This is a genomic window from Prochlorococcus marinus str. NATL2A, from assembly GCF_000012465.1.
GTDB classification, from domain to species: Bacteria; Cyanobacteriota; Cyanobacteriia; order PCC-6307; family Cyanobiaceae; genus Prochlorococcus_B; species Prochlorococcus_B marinus_B.
On record NC_007335.2, the window covers coordinates 1,622,940 to 1,640,896 of the forward strand.

16 protein-coding genes and 1 tRNA gene are annotated in these 17,957 nt (G+C 36.8%); 6 read left to right on the top strand and 11 right to left on the bottom strand.

Annotated features, from left to right (window positions below; translation table 11 throughout):
• Window positions 1-59: 59 nt before the first annotated feature.
• Window positions 60-935 (top strand): prephenate/arogenate dehydrogenase, encoded by an 876-nt coding sequence (locus PMN2A_RS08935; RefSeq protein WP_011295480.1) that lies wholly within the window; start codon window positions 60-62, stop codon window positions 933-935.
• Here the strand turns inward: PMN2A_RS08935 and crtD are convergent.
• The gene (gene crtD, locus PMN2A_RS08940) at window positions 928-2,445 is read right to left on the bottom strand and encodes a C-3',4' desaturase CrtD (RefSeq protein ID WP_011295481.1); all 1,518 of its coding nucleotides are present in this window, start codon (window positions 2,443-2,445) and stop codon (window positions 928-930) included. The two genes, PMN2A_RS08935 and crtD, sit on opposite strands and share 8 nt — an antisense overlap.
• A gap of 28 nt (window positions 2,446-2,473) precedes the next feature.
• Between crtD and PMN2A_RS08945 the strand changes: the two genes are divergently transcribed.
• Entirely contained in the window at window positions 2,474-3,361 is an 888-nt protein-coding gene (locus PMN2A_RS08945) for a fructosamine kinase family protein (protein WP_011295482.1), read from the top strand.
• Between the two features lie 36 nt (window positions 3,362-3,397).
• Here the strand turns inward: PMN2A_RS08945 and PMN2A_RS08950 are convergent, their stop codons facing one another.
• Window positions 3,398-3,760 carry a CAAD domain-containing protein gene (locus PMN2A_RS08950; protein WP_011295483.1) on the bottom strand — a complete coding sequence of 121 codons (363 nt, stop codon included), beginning with the start codon at window positions 3,758-3,760 and terminating at the stop codon, window positions 3,398-3,400.
• Between the two features lie 123 nt (window positions 3,761-3,883).
• On the opposite strand from PMN2A_RS08950, the gene PMN2A_RS08955 reads away from it, so the two are divergent.
• Entirely contained in the window at window positions 3,884-4,396 is a 513-nt protein-coding gene (locus PMN2A_RS08955; protein WP_011295484.1) for a M67 family metallopeptidase, read from the top strand.
• Window positions 4,397-4,419: 23 nt separating this feature from the next.
• The gene (moeB, locus tag PMN2A_RS08960) at window positions 4,420-5,565 is read left to right on the top strand and encodes a molybdopterin-synthase adenylyltransferase MoeB (RefSeq protein ID WP_011295485.1); all 1,146 of its coding nucleotides are present in this window, start codon (window positions 4,420-4,422) and stop codon (window positions 5,563-5,565) included.
• Between the two features lie 6 nt (window positions 5,566-5,571).
• Here the strand turns inward: moeB and PMN2A_RS08965 are convergent, their stop codons facing one another.
• On the bottom strand, window positions 5,572-6,723 hold the full coding sequence (locus tag PMN2A_RS08965) for a cob(I)yrinic acid a,c-diamide adenosyltransferase (protein WP_011295486.1): 1,152 nt from the start codon (window positions 6,721-6,723) through the stop codon (window positions 5,572-5,574).
• A gap of 132 nt (window positions 6,724-6,855) precedes the next feature.
• On the opposite strand from PMN2A_RS08965, the gene larE reads away from it, so the two are divergent.
• On the top strand, window positions 6,856-7,698 hold the full coding sequence (gene larE, locus PMN2A_RS08970) for an ATP-dependent sacrificial sulfur transferase LarE (RefSeq protein WP_011295487.1): 843 nt from the start codon (window positions 6,856-6,858) through the stop codon (window positions 7,696-7,698).
• 56 nt (window positions 7,699-7,754) lie between these two features.
• On the opposite strand, the gene speD is transcribed toward larE, so the two are convergent.
• Together speD and recF are read right to left on the bottom strand one after the other, a co-directional pair.
• A complete protein-coding gene (speD, locus tag PMN2A_RS08975) occupies window positions 7,755-8,222 on the bottom strand; it encodes an adenosylmethionine decarboxylase (RefSeq protein WP_011295488.1) in 468 nt (155 codons plus the stop codon).
• A 40-nt stretch (window positions 8,223-8,262) separates the two neighbouring features.
• Window positions 8,263-9,363, bottom strand: a complete 1,101-nt coding sequence (recF, locus tag PMN2A_RS08980; RefSeq protein ID WP_071813642.1) for a DNA replication/repair protein RecF — start codon at window positions 9,361-9,363, stop codon at window positions 8,263-8,265.
• Window positions 9,364-9,441: 78 nt separating this feature from the next.
• Between recF and PMN2A_RS08985 the strand changes: the two genes are divergently transcribed.
• Window positions 9,442-9,515: transfer RNA gene (locus tag PMN2A_RS08985), tRNA-Arg, on the top strand.
• Between the two features lie 13 nt (window positions 9,516-9,528).
• Here the strand turns inward: PMN2A_RS08985 and PMN2A_RS08990 are convergent.
• The 6 genes from PMN2A_RS08990 to PMN2A_RS09015 all read right to left on the bottom strand — a co-directional run bounded on the left by PMN2A_RS08990 (window position 9,529) and on the right by PMN2A_RS09015 (window position 17,634).
• A complete protein-coding gene (locus PMN2A_RS08990; protein WP_011295490.1) occupies window positions 9,529-9,981 on the bottom strand; it encodes a hypothetical protein in 453 nt (150 codons plus the stop codon).
• Window position 9,982: 1 nt separating this feature from the next.
• Window positions 9,983-12,967, bottom strand: a complete 2,985-nt coding sequence (gene ppc / locus PMN2A_RS08995) for a phosphoenolpyruvate carboxylase (RefSeq protein ID WP_011295491.1) — start codon at window positions 12,965-12,967, stop codon at window positions 9,983-9,985.
• Between the two features lie 35 nt (window positions 12,968-13,002).
• Window positions 13,003-14,142: a glutamate--cysteine ligase gene (gshA, locus tag PMN2A_RS09000; protein WP_011295492.1), complete on the bottom strand. Its 1,140-nt coding sequence runs from the start codon at window positions 14,140-14,142 to the stop codon at window positions 13,003-13,005.
• Window positions 14,139-15,659 carry an anthranilate synthase component I family protein gene (locus PMN2A_RS09005; RefSeq protein WP_011295493.1) on the bottom strand — a complete coding sequence of 507 codons (1,521 nt, stop codon included), beginning with the start codon at window positions 15,657-15,659 and terminating at the stop codon, window positions 14,139-14,141. The genes gshA and PMN2A_RS09005 overlap by 4 nt, the downstream gene beginning before the upstream one ends.
• Window positions 15,660-15,720: 61 nt before the next feature.
• Window positions 15,721-16,146 carry a photosystem I reaction center subunit II gene (gene psaD, locus PMN2A_RS09010; RefSeq protein ID WP_011295494.1) on the bottom strand — a complete coding sequence of 142 codons (426 nt, stop codon included), beginning with the start codon at window positions 16,144-16,146 and terminating at the stop codon, window positions 15,721-15,723.
• Between the two features lie 102 nt (window positions 16,147-16,248).
• The gene (locus PMN2A_RS09015) at window positions 16,249-17,634 is read right to left on the bottom strand and encodes a sensor histidine kinase (RefSeq protein ID WP_011295495.1); all 1,386 of its coding nucleotides are present in this window, start codon (window positions 17,632-17,634) and stop codon (window positions 16,249-16,251) included.
• Window positions 17,635-17,957: the final 323 nt, after the last annotated feature.

Here is a 17,957-nt window from a genome sequence, read left to right on the forward strand (position 1 = left end):
ATCAAAAAAATCTTTTAATCGTGTTGCCCTATCAATAAATATATAGAACAATACTACTTATGGAGCTTAAAACAAAACCATCTGAAAATATTGGAATTGTGGGATTAGGTCTAATTGGAGGCTCCTTAGGCTTAGATCTCCAAAAGCTTGGATATACAGTTTATGGAATTACTCACCGAGAAAAAACTGCACAAAAAGCCAGAGCAAGAAAACTCGCCCAAATTGTTAGTACTGACCTGAGTGTTTTAAAACATTGTTCTCTTATTTATATTGCTTTACCACTTGAACAACTCCTCAATCCTTCATCAGCTTTAATCAATTCCATTCCGAGGGATGCTGTTGTTACTGATGTTGGATCTGTAAAAGTCCCTATATTAAATACTTGGAATAAGTTACATCCGCGTTTTGTAGCCAGTCATCCAATGACAGGAACGGAAGAATCTGGTGTTAACGCAGGTCAACATAATTTATTTAAAAATAAGCCCTGGGTCGTTACTCCAAATAAAGAAACTGATAAAAAAGCCCTCGAAATAGTTCGCCAAATTACTTTGTCACTTGGGAGTCAATGGATAAGCTCTGAAGCTCAAATACATGATGAAGCTGTTGGCTTGATTTCACATTTACCAGTTCTAATTAGCGCAGCATTACTCAATACACTCAGTACAGATGTAAAGCCTTCCTTATATTCACTTGCAAAAAGTATTGCATCCAGTGGGTTTGCTGACACCTCTAGGGTTGGAGGTGGAAACCCAGAGCTAGGAGTCTCCATGGCAAAATTGAACAAAAAAAATATAGAGAGACATTTAGCGTCTTATAGACATTCTCTAGATATTTTTGAAAAATATTTACTTGAAGAGAACTGGAGTGAACTCGAAAAAATACTAGTTAATACACAGGAAGAAAGACAGAATTTCATTTTAAAACCTACTAATTAAAGACAGGGATATTTAGATGTCTACCTTTAGATTCCAATAGTTGTCTTACAACCATCAAAGCTGATTGACTGACGCCAGCGGTACCTTCACCAGGGTATATAGAATCTCCACAAAGCCATAAACCTTTGAGAGGGGTTCTACTTGACAAGCCAAAAGGACCAAATTGATCTGGATGTTGACCAAGCCCTCCGACTATTCCACTAGGACGTCCTGTCCACCTTTCAAAGCTTCTTGGGGTAGAAAGTTCTTGATGATCCCAACTCGTCTCTAGCAAATCAAACTTGTGATCTAAAATAGCTCTAATCTGTTTCGATACGACACTTTTTTTTCTGGTATATGCTTGACTATCTAGATTAGACCATTGATCAATATCTACAAATACACTTGCTATTAAAGTGGCCATCCCAATTGGTGCACGTTGATCATTTTCCAAACTGATAGAAATAAATAAAGAACCAAAATGCTCATCAAATACTTGAATATGACCTGGACAATCAACGGGCAAATCTACACGACGGAGAGCTCCGTAAAATACAACGGCACCACTAGGTTTAGGTAATTTTTTTATACTTTCACGGTATGTTGTAGATAAACCTCCATCAATAGGAATTAAATCTAAAAGAGATTGAGGAGGCAAGCTAAAAACAATATCTGATGCTTTCATCTGTAACAAATTCTTTCTTCTATCAAGCACTTTGACATCAAAAACATTTGAATTTTCTTTCCTTATTATTTTGGTCACTCTATGCCCAATCAAAAGGCTTCCACCATCTCTCAAAAAACTATCTTTCAATAAATCGCTAAGAATTTGCATTGATCCATGAAGATGCCATAGACCTCTAGGAGATTGGGCCATTTGAAGAACAGTTGCACCGTATAAAGCTGCCGTTCTACTTGCTGGCTCTTGAGAGTAAAGTTTTAATTGAAGGTCTAAAAAACTTCGTAGACGTCTATCTTTATGACAACCGGTTATTGTAAGCAAGTCTGCAATAGTCAACTTACTCAAGAAACCAGTTAAAAGATTTGAAGGACGTATGGCTCTAATTAATTGACTTAAATCCCAAAAATTTCTTACCGGAAGTATTGGATCTCTTTCGACAAATTCCCAGTTACTTTCATGAATTTTAGAACATAATGACCAGAAGATTTCACTCCCAGGAAACTGTTCTTGTCTTTCTTTCTGCCATCTCAATGGATCATGCCAAAGATTGATTGGCCTACTCCCATCACCGAGAGTAACTGAACAGCCAGGATCCAAAATTTTTGCATCAGGTAAAGGAATATCTAAATAATTAAATAAACGATGATGAATTCCTCCCCTCTCCAGACCTGCAACTTGGGTAGCACCAACATCAAAGGTATAAGAACCTCTTTTAAAAGTTCCTGCACAACCACCTAATTGACTATGTGCTTCGACCAAAGTTACCTGATAACCCTCTTTAGAAAGAAGAGCAGCACCTGTTAAGCCAGCTATCCCTCCCCCAACAACAATGATAGATTCTTCAGACATAAAAAATTATCAAGCGAGAATAAAGTGAATGGAGGAATTAATCCAAAAGGCTCTTTCAAGTTCAAATAAAGTAAGCAGCAATTCACTAATAGAAAAAATAATTCCGGTAGGCGGAGGTTGTATCCACAAAGCTTGGTCCATTCATTTCCAAAACGGTAAGAGGGTTTTTGCTAAATCAAATTACATTGACAATATTAATATGTTTAAGTTTGAACGTGAGTGTCTTTCAGTTCTAAAAAGATTTGCTAATGAATCTTATATTTGCGTTCCTGAAACACTAGATCTCATAAGTTATCAAAATATATCTATACTTTTTTTAGAATGGATAGATCTCAAACAATGCCAACAAAATGTACTTGGGAAAGGCTTAGCACTGCTGCATAAATCTTCGAGTGAATGGAGCAAAAAAAATTTCGGATGGGAAGAAGAAGGTTTTATAGGTTCTAGCACCCAAGCAAGAGGTTGGAAAAGTAACTGGGGAGAATTCTTTGTAAATTATCGTCTTAGGCCACAACTTTTACAAGCAAAAGCATGGGGAGTAAGAGTTGAGGATTATGAGGATGTTTTAATATATTTAAGCTCATATCTAAATGATCATCAGCCAAAGACCTCATTAGTTCATGGAGATCTTTGGTCCGGTAATTGTGGAAGTACTAAAAATGGCTTAGGAAGTCTTTATGATCCTGCCTGCTACTGGGCTGACAGAGAAGTGGATATCTCAATGACTAAATTATTTGGTGGTTTTAATAGAGAATTTTATAAAGGATACGAAGAGATTTGGCCACTAAATAAATTTTCAAAAGATAGAAATGATATTTATAATCTTTACCATTTGCTTAATCACGCAAATATATTTGGTGGATCCTACAAAGAAAATTCCCTGAAAATACTAAAAGATCTGAGATCTCGTGTGTAACGAAACCTCAGATCTATTGTTCTCTCTGTTATTAATTTATCCTAAGTACTCTTTCTTAAGATTTTGAACTTTGTCGAATACAGCAGTTCTTTTTTCACTTGTTGTTAAGTTCTGCCAACTCCATTGGCCTAAAACAACAATTCCAAGAAGTTCTAGCAAACCAGGAAGAATTGGAAAAAAATTAACTGTATCGATAACAACCTTGATCAAAACTTGAGCTAAAACAACAACGGCAATAATCCCTGCTGCCTTGCCATACTTACCCATTTGAGTCCAATCAATTTTGCTCAAAGATTCATTAACTTTTCCCATTACATCACTGTAACGTTCTGAAAAATTAACACCTTCTGTTTTCCCTGCCTTTGATTCATCTTTAGAATCAGGATTTACATCAGACATGAACACAAGCTACTAAGCAATTATGGACTGAGCGTATCGAATTAATTTAAAAAATGCCATAGGCTGAATAGAGATAAGTCCGAACCAAAATAGAGAGGATGCCGAATCAAATCATTTTTTTTCATGAAAATTCCAAAATATATTGAATTCCATAACCGAACAAATTCTGTTCTCTCTAGATTTTTAAAGGCGGCAGAGCCTGAGGAAGGCTGCTGTATTCTAATCGGCAAAACAAACAGCTTAACTAAAGATCACAAAAGAAATATTTGGGAGGTAACTCACGTATGGAATTGTCAAAACATTTGGGGTGAAGAAGAATCGAGATTAATTGATCAAAATATAGAAGCGGTTTCTAACCAAAAAAATTTGCAATTATCCAAAAAAAATTGCTTCGAAATATACGCTAAAGATCAAATTGCATCTCAGAAATGGGCAAGAGAGAATGATCTTGAAGTTTTATGTTGTGCTCACTCACATCCTTTAAATGAAAACAGACCCTCAGAAATGGATCTATTATTCCACCAACCTCCTGGTCTTATGGTTATTTCAAATAAAGATGGAGATTTAAAAGCATGGTGGATTAAAAATAAATTAAAATTCCATAGCGTGAAAATTGAAGTTTTTTCTTTAACGTAAATAAATCAGCGAAGGTTTGATTAATGGAGCAAAGCCAGAATGAAGCAAATTTAAGTTCTGAAGAAATTGACAGGTATGCAAGACATATAAGTCTCCCAGAGATAGGTATCAAAGGCCAAGAAAAATTGAAGACAAGCTCAGTTGCTTGCATTGGGACAGGAGGGCTGGGATCTCCACTCTTAATTTATCTTGCAGCAGCTGGAATTGGACGTATCGGAATAATTGATTTTGATGTCGTTGAATACTCAAATTTACAAAGACAAATCATTCATACAACAGATTCAATAGGTCTATTAAAAACAGATTCGGCCAAACAGCATATACGCAAAATAAATCCTTCTTGTCGAGTTGATTTATTCAATCAAAAGCTAACAAGTAGTAATGCTTTGGAAATACTTAAAGCTTATGATGTGATATGTGATTGTTCAGACAATTTCCCAACGCGTTACCTGATTAATGATGCTTGTCTAATACTTAACAAACCTAATATATATGGTTCAATCGCAAGATTCGAAGGACAAGTAAGTGTATTTAATTTGAAGGAAGATAGCCCTAACTATAGAGACCTTATCCCCACGCCCCCTCCACAAGAATTAATTCCATCTTGCTCTGAAGCAGGAGTGATGGGAATTCTTCCAGGAATTATTGGTACAATTCAAGCAGCAGAAGCTATAAAGATAATAACAAATATTGGTTATCCACTTAACGGTAGGATCCTCATTTTTAATGCATTAAAAATGCAATTTAAAGAGCTAACTTTGAAATCTAATCCAGAAAATAAAAATATCCATAAATTAATAGATTATAAAAGTTTCTGTTCAGAAGTTAAAGTTAAAGATGAAGTAGAATGTGATATAGAAAGTATTTCAATTAAAGAATTAAAAGTACTTCTTAGCCAATCTTCAAAAGAAATATTATTAATAGATGTTCGTAACCAAAATGAATATAATCAATGTTCAATTACAGGTTCGTTACTCATGCCTCTTAGCTCTATTGAAAGTGGTAAAGCCATTGATGAAATTAAAATCCTTACCGCAAAAAAAAATCTTTATGTATTATGTAAAAGTGGAAAAAGATCATTGCTTGCATTAAAGCATTTAAACAAATTTGGAATTATAGGTATTAATATTCTTGGAGGTATTGATGCGTGGAATAGCGAAAAAAATTAATTAAAACTAATAATCAACTCCTCTTTTTAAATCAACTCCTTTTTCAGCATAGTGCTTGTGACACACCATCTCAGAATGAACACTTGCTAAATCAAAATATATAGGTTGGTTTTTGCATCTTCCTGTAATAATCACCTCAGTTTCTGAAGGTTTACGAAGCAATGTTTGAACAATAGGCTCAACTGGGAGGAGTTCCAAATCAACGGTTGGATTTAACTCATCCAAAATCACAGTCTTATAAAGACCACTTGAAATAGCTGCCCTTGCAATTTCCCATGCTCTTTCAGCCTCTACATAGTCAATGGGCTTTTGCTGGCCCCTCCAAACAATCGCATCTCTACCAGATCGAAGATGGTCTACTAAATGAGGATAACTTTCTCGAAGAGCCGCAATAGCGGCATCCTCTGTGTAACCACTACCACCCTTCAGCCATTGCAAAATCAAAACACGATGACTTTTATCCTGACTTATTCCTCTACCAATAGCTTGTAAAGCTTTACCCAACGCACTGGTTGATTTGCCTTTTCCTTCACCGGTATATATTTCAATCCCACCAACATTATTTTCAAAAAGAATTTCATCGTTACTAATCTCAGGTCGTCTGTGAGCTCTCATCTCAGAATGCAGTTCCGCAACTTTAATCAGAGGATTTGGTGCAGCTCTTCCAGTAACGATAATTTCCATACCATTTGGTCTTGACTTAAGTGTTTTAACAACTTCTTCAACAGGCAATAATCCTAAATCCAGAACAGGATTCAATTCGTCGAGGACAACAACTGAATACAAGGCACTAGCGATTGCCCCCTTGGCTATGTCCCAACCTCTTTGAGCTTCCTGATAATCAAATTTGGTAGATTGATCGGCGCTAAAAAATTCTCCCCTGCCAGTCCTAACTTGATCAATCAAGTGAGGGAAGCCTTGCTGCAAAGCATCTATTGCGGCATCTTCGTCATACGAGCGACCAGGTCCTTTCAAGAATCTAAGAAGTAATACCCTTGTTTGTCTTTTCTCACATATACCTAGACCTATGGTCCTCAGAACGACCCCCAAGGCTGCCTGGCTCTTCCCTTTACCCTCTCCGTCATAAACATGTAATTGTCCTTGACTACGTTCCAAGCTTTCCGATGCTGTCGTAATCCCTATACCGTTTGAAACCACAATCGATAATTCTGCTTCTTATGTATGCAACCTAACTTCTTATACAATAGACGTCATAGAATATGCAAAATACATACACAGATGAAGGAGACTAAGAGTCTCAATTTAATCAAATCAATGATTTTTTAAAAAGTGTTTTTTAGTCAACTTGAATCTTTAACTGACTCAGAACTAAAGCAATTAAGATTGTTAAGGGAGTTTATTAAAGACATAAATTATGTATGTGTTGCTTTTTCTGGAGGCGTTGATAGTTCTTTAGTAGCGACAATAGCCCATGAGCAACTAGGTTCAAAAGCCTTTGCCGTTACTGGTGTCTCTCCTTCTTTAGCTCCATATTTGCTTAAGCAAGCGCGTCTTCAAGCAGACTGGATTGGGATTCATCATGAAGAATGCCAAACAAATGAAATTAACCAACCAAATTACTTTAAAAATCCTGACAATAGATGTTTTGCATGCAAACAAGAATTACATACACATTTAACTGAAATTTCAAAAAAATTCCATAATGCTCAAGTCCTTGATGGAGTGAACTATGACGACCTTCACGACTATCGACCAGGCATTCAAGCATCAAATCAGGCAGGAGTAATATCACCTCTAGCTGAACTAGAAATAGATAAAAAATCAATTCGTTCAATTTCGAAATCATTAGGTTTACCATGGTGGGATAAACCTGCACAACCATGTTTAGCCTCTCGTATTCCTTTTGGAGAGGAAATAAGTTCAAAAAGGCTTAAGCAGATTGCGTTAGCAGAAGAATGGATTATTAATCAAGGTTTTTCAAAAGTACGTGTAAGAAGTCAAGGCCTATCAGCAAGAATCGAATTACCAGCAAATGAAATAAATAACTTTCTTAAAATCGTTGAAAGAAATAAATTAATTAAATATTTTTTATCTTTAGGTTTCCATTCTATAAGTCTAGATCTTGAGGGTTTGATTAGTGGAAAACTCACAAGAGATATAAAGACTACTTAGACAATAAATTCCGATGTCGAAAAGATGATTGATTTATTTTTAATCTTTCATTGTGGTCAAGGTTCACGATGCAAAGTTTGGATTCCGGCAGGGATCTCTCTTTCGATATTTTTAAAAGCAAAGTGCTGAGCCAAAAAATCTTTAAAAAGAAACTTACAAGCTTTTTCAGGCATCGTATGGTCACCACAAGTGAAAACATCAATAGCTGCATAACCAATCTCAGGCCATGTATGTATTGAAATATGAGATTCAGCCAATAAAGCTAGTCCAGTTACTCCTTGAGGTTTAAAGCTATGTGTCACCAAATTCATGAGTGTTGCACCAGCAATTTTGGCCGATGATGTAATAGATGTCCTTATAAAAGCTTCATCATTAAGTCTCGCGTGATCACATTGGTAGAGTTCAAGTATGCAGTGCCGTCCAATATTCTCACTAGAATTAAATTGTATAGTATCTATATCTTTTGACTTGAAAGAGTCACCCCATCCAGGATTTGGATGCAATTCAGAAAAAAAAGGTTCCATATTATCCAAAAATCATTTCCACAATAACTGACCAATAGTTTCAACTAAAAGAATCCAATTCCATTAATTGTGAGTTTCGTACCCATTCACCCTCAAAAGATTCCAGATGTGTTGCACTGATTAAACACTGATGTTTTTGACCAACAGCCTCTAAAAGCAATAATTGACGCTTGGGATCTAGCTCAGCCAAAACATCATCTAAAAGCAATATTGGAGATTTGCCATAAACCATTTTAATTAATTCTAATTCGGCCAATTTCAAAGACAATACAATAGTTCTCTGCTGACCAGCAGAACCAAAACGTCTGGCATCTACATCATTTATTGAAAACTGTACATCATCACGATGAGGGCCGACTCTACAATTACCCGTTATCTCTTCCTCAGACCTCATTTCTAAAAGTTGACGTTCAATACTCTCCCTCCAAAGCCTTTCACTCTCTTCAGCCTCTAGTTTACTACCTGGCAAATATGTAATATCTAGATTCTCTTGACTGTTACTAAGATGTTGTTGCCAGCTTGAAGCGATAGGAAGTAGACGATCTAAAATACGCCTACGTCTTCGATGAATTCTTGTACTCACTAAAGCCATTTGCATATCAAAAGAATCCAATAAAATATTTTGATCCTTGCTCGATTCAAGGCTCAAATTACGCCAAAGCTGACTTCTTTGCCTCAGCAATCTAGAAAACCTTCCTATCAAATCAGAATAAATAGGTTCCAGTTGCTGGACAATTCTATCCAGCCAATGTCTTCTAAGAGAAGGTTCTCCTCTAATTAATTCTAGATCAAGAGCACTAAAGCCTACGCTTCTCATTGGTCCAATCAAATCAATTTGACGATTTAAAAGTTTGTCATTTTTGTAGGCTTTTCTTCCACCTTTTCTATTTAGCTCTAAAGAAAGTTTTTGATCATCTTCAATCATTGCAGATAAGCAAGCCTGATCTTGATCCCAATAAATTAAATCTTGATTCCGATTCGATCGATGAGAACGTAAACTAGACAGGAGCTCTATGGATTCAAGAAGATTAGATTTACCAACTCCATTTTGACCTATGACTATCAATCTGTTTTCAGTTAACTCCAACTGAAAACCTCGATAATTTCGAAAATTATTAAGTTCTAACTGATGAAGTTGAATGTTTCTCTATGGAATTTGTATGTAAGCTAATTTTAATAAGGTCTAGTTATTTGACCTTTTTTAATAACACCCCTCGTTGGGCATGTAGCTCAGTTGGATAGAGCATCAGATTCCGGTTCTGAGAGTCGGGGGTTCGAGTCCCTCCATGCTCGTAAATTGAATTTTTCAAAGTCTGAATCCCATTGTTTTAATACCATTTGGATCCAATAAAAATCCATTGGCTTTCAATGAATCAAGAGAAATTAATGGAGCAGCAACAGAAATACTGCAGCCTGGTAACTCCCTTCTAATTATTTCAATTGCCTTAAAAACTATAATAGACATGTACTTTTCTTGTTGATCACCTGGCTCTGCAACTAAATCCCACAAATTTGCATTTAAACCTTTATCACTAGTAACACGGACAAATCCTACAAGATTCTCAGGAGTTTTTCGAATGAGAGTCAAATAAAAATCACTATTTTTCAAAGCCAATTCTAGTTTTCTTGGTTGATGAGTATCTTGGTTACACCTTGATAGCAGCCTATTTATTTTACGTATAGAAATTAGTTCGCTCCGAAGTAGAAGAAAGCCCTCGGGAATTTGAGGGCATTTATTTGCTGAATTTAATCCAAGCATGTCATCCTGTGTTTCTCATACCTGCAGCGATACCATTGATAGTCAACAATGCACCACGCAATAATTCACTACGACTATATGTACGAGAACTTTGAGTAGAGTCAATACTTACATCTTCACTAATTGGTGGTTGACGATTCTGATCTCTTAATCGCTTGAGAAGAGCTACTTGTAAAAATCCTAAAGGGACAATAGTCCTATTTCTCAGGTTGACAGACAACTGCAAAGCAGGGTCTGCACTTAATAGTTTTGACTTGCCAGTAATTTCTAAAATTAATTTCTTAGTCAAGCTGTATTCGCTTGAGATAATATCGAAAATTCTAGCGAAAGCATCCCGATCATCACTTCCACCCAAACTAACCACATAATGGTGGGCAACATCTAAATCAACTTTTGAAAGTGTCATCTCTACTTTAGATATCAACATTCTAAAGAATGGCCATCTCTGATTCAACATTCGCAACATCTCCATTTGGTCGGGGTCAGCCTTTAATTCAGTAGCTAAAGCCGTACCAACACCAAACCAACTTGGCAAAAGGAAACGACTTTGAGTCCAACCAAAGACCCATGGGATAGCTCGAAGACTTGATAAGTCTTTTGCACCACTCTTTCGTCGAGCAGGACGACTAGAAATTTGCAACTTACTAATCTCTTCTATTGGAGTAACTACCTGAAAAAATTGAACTAAATCTGGATTATCATGAACTAAGGCTCGGTAATGCTCCCTTGAACGAGCTGCAAGTCTGGTCATCAATTCATTCCAACTTGGCGTAGCATCCAATTTATTGGTAACCAAGCTATTTTGAATAACTGCAGTGGTTACAGTTTCCAGATTATATAAAGCTAATTCTGGAAGACTATATTTTGAAGCAAGTACTTCCCCTTGCTCTGTTATTTTTATACGTCCCTGAAGTGTACCACTAGGTTGAGCCAAAATAGCTTGATAAGCTGGTCCACCGCCTCTTCCTACAGACCCACCTCTACCATGAAAAATACGTAATGCTATTCCTTGTCTACTAGCTAGGTCTTGGAGTGCTATTTGGGCCTTATGAATTTCCCAATTACTTGAGAGAAAACCAGAATCCTTATTACTATCGGAATATCCCAGCATAAGTTCCTGAAGCGGTTGTTTTTTCTCTCCTACTCGTGGAAGTAATTCGCGATAAACATCAGTTTGTAGTAACGACTCCATTACAGAAGGAGCATGTTGTAAGTCCTCAACCGTTTCAAATAATGGAACAACGAGAAGATCAGAAGCTCCTAAAGTTGGATCAATCAAACCCGACTCTTTAGCTAAAAGAAGAACTTCTAATAAATCTGATGCCGTATGACTCATCGAAATTACATACGAGCGACATATACGAGTACCAAATTCTTTCTGAAGCCTATGAAGCATATGAAAAACTGAGATAGTTTCTTGAGTACTTTTAGACCACTCAAAAGAAGGCGGGATAAGTGGTCTCCGAGTTCTTAATTCTTTCATCAACCATTGAACTCGACTTTCCTCGCTCATCACTCCATACGACTCAGGGAGATCTAAATAGCGAGTGAGCTCATCCAACGCATCACTATGTCGTGTGCTTTCTTGCCTAATGTCTAAACTAGCCAACGAGAACCCAAAAATATGAACTTGATTTAGCAAAGTATCTAATGGTTCACAAGTAAGATCTGTACTAACCAAACTATTTCTAATAAGCTCTAATTCATTTTTTAATTCTTCTACAGATTTGTAGTGGAGTACTTCATCAAAACTATTATTAGTAGATATTAGCGGTTTCCCATCGGGTGAGAATTGCCATCCAGCATCCGCTAGCTGCTTATTACGTAGTTGAGTAAGTCGTAGCCTCTCAAGTGTATAGCTAAGCTTCAAGCGATAAGGTTCCAGTCTATATCTTGCAGCCCTTTCCTCATAAACCTCAGGGAAACGAACTCTGTCCATTTCCAATGACTCTAACAAAGGAGAACTTACTTGACTCCATTGCATAGATATACTGAGTTGGTCTCTTAGATCTTGAACTGATGCAATATACCTATCCAACATTAATTGTCTTTGGTAACACGCTGTTCTCCATGTGATTTCAGGAGTAACTGACGGATTCCCATCACGATCTGAACCTACCCAAGAGCCAAATGTGCAAAAAGCTTCATTAGGGATCTCTACGTCTGGATAACTTGAAGCAAGTGCGGTAGTCAGTCTCCTTCTTAATTGAGGCATTGCATCAAACAAAACCTGCTGAAAATAATGAAGGGCATAGTCAACCTCATCAAGGACAGTCGGTTTGAATTGATGAAGCTCATCAGTTCTCCACCAAAGTCTTATCTCCTCCTCTAGCTGCAACCTAAATATTTCTTTCTCTGATTCGGAAATCAAGCTATTAGATTGAAGTTGCTGCAAAAGAGTGGCAACCCTGCGTTGCTTATGGCGAACCGTGTGTCTAACTATTTCAGTTGGATGAGCTGTAAAAACAAGACGAATATCCATTTCTCTCATCAAACCATCAAGCTGAGCTGGAGGGACATTCAAACGACGTAATCGCTCAAATAATTGTGTAAAAGTTGCTGGAGCAGTCTGACTAGCTAAAGCTGGAGCGAATGGATCTATTTTATAATTACTGGTGTCTAACTTCCCTTTTTCTATGCTTTCTAAATAACTATCCTCTTCTATGCGTTGCTCCAGAATGTTTACCAACTGAAAATAAAGAGAAAAAGCCCTAGCAGCAGATATCGCCTCAGCCAAATCCATTTTTGTAATCAATTGGACTATTGCCTTTGAGGAATTGTCTTGATTTGACTTACTAGGATCACTTAATTGTTTTAATCGCAATAATCTCTCTGTTTGATCAGGTGGACATTCACTTTTGAGAACGGTTTTCCATAGATCCTCCACTAGTTCAAGCCTTTGTTGCAATAAAGATCCAGGATCTTGATCCTCAACACATACTGTCGAGTGATTAGAGATATTTTCGTTAGAAGGATTTTTCAACATACACGTATTATGAGGCAGTTCTACGGACTTAGTCACTAATAGGTTGAATTCATTTGCATGAAATTGGTCTCCTCTAGTTCCATTTCACCGATACCCTGCTGAAGCAAGGTCTGAATTGATACTCCTTTGGAATAAGAATCAAGCCACATCATTGATTGATTTCCGTTGGTCAAAACAGTTTTAATAGGTTGCAGTAACTCAAACATATCAAGCTCCTTAGCTAAAGGAGTTACATCTAATAGAAGTTCATTTATCCAATCACGACATTTGATTTGTTGCCCATTTTTCCAATGAAATAAATTGGCATCAAGACTTGATTGGGCTGCTATCAAGTCATTTTCATCTGCTAATAAAGCCAATTCTTCTTGTGTTTTAGAGCTTGCTTCAATTGGATCAAATTTTTTCATGTTGTTTTTAAGATTAATAATTCTGAGTTCAAGTAACGCTGTAATAGCCAAAAGCAAGTCAACATCAGCTACTAAATCACATATCCTTAGCTCTAATCGATTTAAAACATGAGGTCTTTCTGGACCATTTGGCCTTACTGATGTCCATAAATGTCTCTCATTTTGCATACTGCCCTGCCCTAGTTGCTCTTCAACCCATGCCACATAGTGTGCGTGATCCACAAATAAGGGAACATTAGAGGGTGTCTTAGGGAATTGAACCCATCTTTGAGAATGTGCACCCGTTGCCTGACCTTCTAAGAAAGGAGAACTAGCACTTAATGCAAGAAATAATGATGCCTCACATCTAACCAAGCGTAGGGCCGAAAAAAGTAAGGATAAATTTTCAATACCTAAATTAATGTGAATGCTTGCTGTTACAACATTCGTTCCATAGTTTTTTTCTATAAATGAGTGATAAGAATTGTCTAAATCTGACCTTTCAAAAATTTTTGTATTACCAAGACTAAGTGTGCTTCCTGGCAGAATTGTAAGTTTTTGAAAATCAAGCCATTTCCTAAGTTTTTGTCTTGGTAGTAAAAGTGCATGTTTTAAAACAGCGTATCTTTGATCTGGAACAGTTATGTACTCAAGATTTCTTTGATCCGGCTCTTTGACAAAATCTGATAAATCTTCAGTAATAGCAGATGCAACACCCACATTTTTACCAGCATATGTACCAGTAAAAAGCTCCACTTCAAACCCCTTTAAAAGCATAAAGTTGGTCATAAATCTTGGGGGTCTAAGCAAGCTAAAGCAGTAAACATCCCTTTAGCTTTATTTAAAGTTTCTTGATACTCATTAGAAGGAATGGAATCTGCAACAACCCCTGCCCCTGCTTGCACTTCAACAGTAAAACCATTTTTGTTTTTTTTACGTACAATCATCGTTCTAATAGTAATAGCTGTATTTAATGCTCCATTTAAATCTATAGACCCATAAACGCCTGAATAAGGCCCTCTACGTTGATTTTCTAATTGATTAATTAGTTGCATTGCTCTTATTTTTGGGGCTCCACTTACAGTCCCAGCTGGGAAAGAAGCAATTAATAAGTCCCAAACATCCTGTTCTTTTTTTAAAGTGCCTTCAACCTCACTTACGATATGCATTACATGCGAATATTTTTCAATAACCATTAATTCTTTCACAACAACACTACCTGGGGTACAAACTCGACCTAAATCATTTCGACCCAAATCTACCAACATCACATGTTCTGCTCGTTCTTTGGGATCTTTTAAAAGATCTTTTTCTAAGGCTGCATCTTCCAAATCATTTTTACCTCTAGGTCGTGTACCTGCAATTGGTCTCAAACTTGTCTGAATACCCTTTTCTGTTTTTTGGGCCTTAACCATTACCTCCGGGCTAGAACCAATAAGTTGCCAGTCACCAAAGTCAAAAAACGCCATAAATGGAGAGGGATTTACCATCCTCAGGCTTCGATATAGTTCAAAGGGTTTTTGCGTAACAGTCGACTCCAATTTTTGACTAAGAACTAACTGAAAAATATCGCCTTGTTTAATAAATTCTTTTGCCGCTTCAACACTATGTTCAAATTCACTTTTTGAGGTATTAGCAGCCATATCAATAGATCTATTCGATCTTTGATTCCACTTTAAAGACTTTATTGGCTTTAAAGGAGAAGCCATTAAATCTTGCAGTTCATTGATTTGTTCACAGGCAATTTCATAAGCTTTTTGAGAAGAAACTCCATCACTTAAATTCCCATATGCAACAGCTGTTATTAGGCGTTTGACTTGATCAAAAATCAGAACTTTATCCATAAACATCCAAATACCATCAGGTAAGTCTTGATCTGATAATTCATAAGTAGGCACTGAGGGCTCTATCCATTGAATTAATTCATATCCCCACATGCCAAAAAGTTGTCCCAGTTGTGGCAAGCCAGGCAAAGAAACAGATTTATAAGGCTCAAGCATTTTCCTGAGGATTTCCACTGGATTTCCATGAAACTTTTCTTGTTTTCCATCCCTCCAGCATCTAGTTAATTCATCGCCCCTTACTACTACTTTCCAAAGGGGATCTGATGCAACCACACTCCACCTACCGATAGTTTCTCCACCCTCTACTGATTCAAGCAATACTCCTGAAGGAGCATCATTACCAACTTTAAGCCAGGTTGTAAGAGGAGTTTCTAAATCTGCCGGCCAACTTTTTGCCAACGGAATATAATTAGCCCCGCTGGACACTGACAAAATAAATTCTTCCTTATCTAAATTAAGCATGACTGCATAATGGCAGTCCAATATATATATTCAAAGGGAACACAAGTTTAAATTGAATTACTTATGCATCGTAAGTTTTTTTACCGCTAAATTTCAAACTTGCTGGATTAGGATTTTCACCGATGCGTCTATTGTTGTAGCCCTCTTTCAAGCGGCCTTCATTAGGTTTCTCAGAGAAAACCCCATCTTTTGGGAAAAGCAATTCTCTATCTCCTCCAGGATAAATTCTATATATTTTACTTGTTTCAATTCTTGGTTTAAATCCTCTCAATTGAGTATTCAAGGCAAAACATTGCTCTTTTCTAGCAAAGTACATGAGATTATCACCCTCGTGCATGACTGCAGCTCCTCCTGTTGGAAGTTCAAAGACCCCAGAAGTTTTACTTGTCCATGTAATTGCATATTTTTCTTCGGTTTCAGCGGAGTTCAATAACCCACCAGTGCTACCAATGTGCTTTGGAAGTGTTCCAGGTAATACTTCGGTCATGCTTTCAATTAAATCAACTTTTTCTTTATATTTTTAAATTAGCACTTTATTTTGTGCCTTTTGACTCATTAGACGTCAACTTCACACGCGTCAACATTAACCTTAAAGATCAAGTTCTTTTGATTCAGAAACAGGAAAAAATATCGTCATTCCACTGTCTCGCCTATTTGTCAGACGTCCACCAAGGCTTTTCAAAAGTCTTTGTGTTGCAGCCTGACTAAGTTGCAAATTACCTGTAGCTGGATTCCAACTGAGTACTGGTCCAATTTCTTCATTGGAAACACTTTCTGATAATCCAGAATGAGTAGTAGCTGTAAGATGGGTTAAAATCTGAAGCTTTAGTCTCTGTCCAGCTGGCCTTAATTTCAAAGTTAATTCTCCACCCACTTGTAATCCACGACTGTTTCTGTCAATAAGACCTGTCAACATTAATTCAAGTCCTTCTGAGTCACTCAAAACTTTTGGTAAATCCTGTGTGATATCAAGAATAAGTGTCAAGCCTTTTCGCTCTAACTGACTTCTCCACACGGGAGAAAGCATTGTGAGCATTTGCCCTAAATCGGTTAAAGCTAAATTTGTTTGTTTAGGCTTGCTTCTCTCTAGCTCCACTGCATTAAAAATCAAACCAAAACGATCAATTTGTTCCGTACATTCAATATCTATTTGCTTCAAACGCGTTTCAACTACTTGAGGTAAATCTTGCTTTCTTAAAAGAGATCTTATTAAGGTTCTTATTGTCGCCAGCGGAGTTCTGATTTCATGAGTTAATGCCTCTAGCAAGGAAATTTCACTATTTTTTGAACTAGATTTGTGATCATTAATTAAATTGTCTGGCAAAGTTTGAATATTTAGACTTGGTGCAATATCTGCTAGACGTTGAGATAATAGAGGCCAAAATACTTTAGATAAATCATCATTTGTTTTTAGCTGTCCCATCTCACCAAGTGCATTTCGGAGATTATTTGCTTGTTCAACATTCTCTGTATTCAATCTATTATCAAGTAGTGTCAAAAGATCACTTAGAGTCTCGGGATCACTTCGCATTAATAATTTTCTCTCATGCGATTTACCTTCCAGAGCCAAAGCTATTTGAATTTCAGGAGTAATAACTATTAGTAATGGATCATTTCCATCTTCCTCAAGAAGAGACAAGCGCTCATAGCCTGCAGAATCATTGTGGAAATCCATCGAAGCCGATTTACTTGGAGGCAACATCCCCATAGAAGGGTTTGAAATATTTAACAAGTCCTTTGGTGCCCACACCCATCCTTGAAATTTCTTGAGTAATTTAGGTTCGTAGAGTGCAGGCAACGGAGAAGACAACCACAAACCTCTTGTAAGGTTCATTGGCAACAAAATGTCTGACTGAAGAGTATCAAGAGCTGCCCACCACATTCTCCTTACTGCGGATTCACTGCTTGTGGCATGAGGAACACCCTCAGCCATTCTTCTTTGTAAGGCTTTAATAGTTACTAGAGGCGTGCTCACGAGAACCTAAAAACCTCATGCAAACCTTTAAATCCATTTGATTGATTAGATTTTAAAGGATGAAAAAGCATAAAATGTAGAGTTAAAACTCGTGAGGTTTGCTTAGTTGCCTAATTAAAAGTTAATTAAAATCTCTTTAGAAAACTAAGTTCATAGGAGCTAATTTGTCTATGAGTAAAGATTTAATAAGGAGAAATGAATCTTAAAAACTTACTTTTCAATATTAACTAATTCAATGAAGCTAATGTTTGATCTGAAAGTGAGGATTCCTTCCTTTACATAGACAAAAAAACTTAACCTCAAGATGGTATTGGTATTAACCC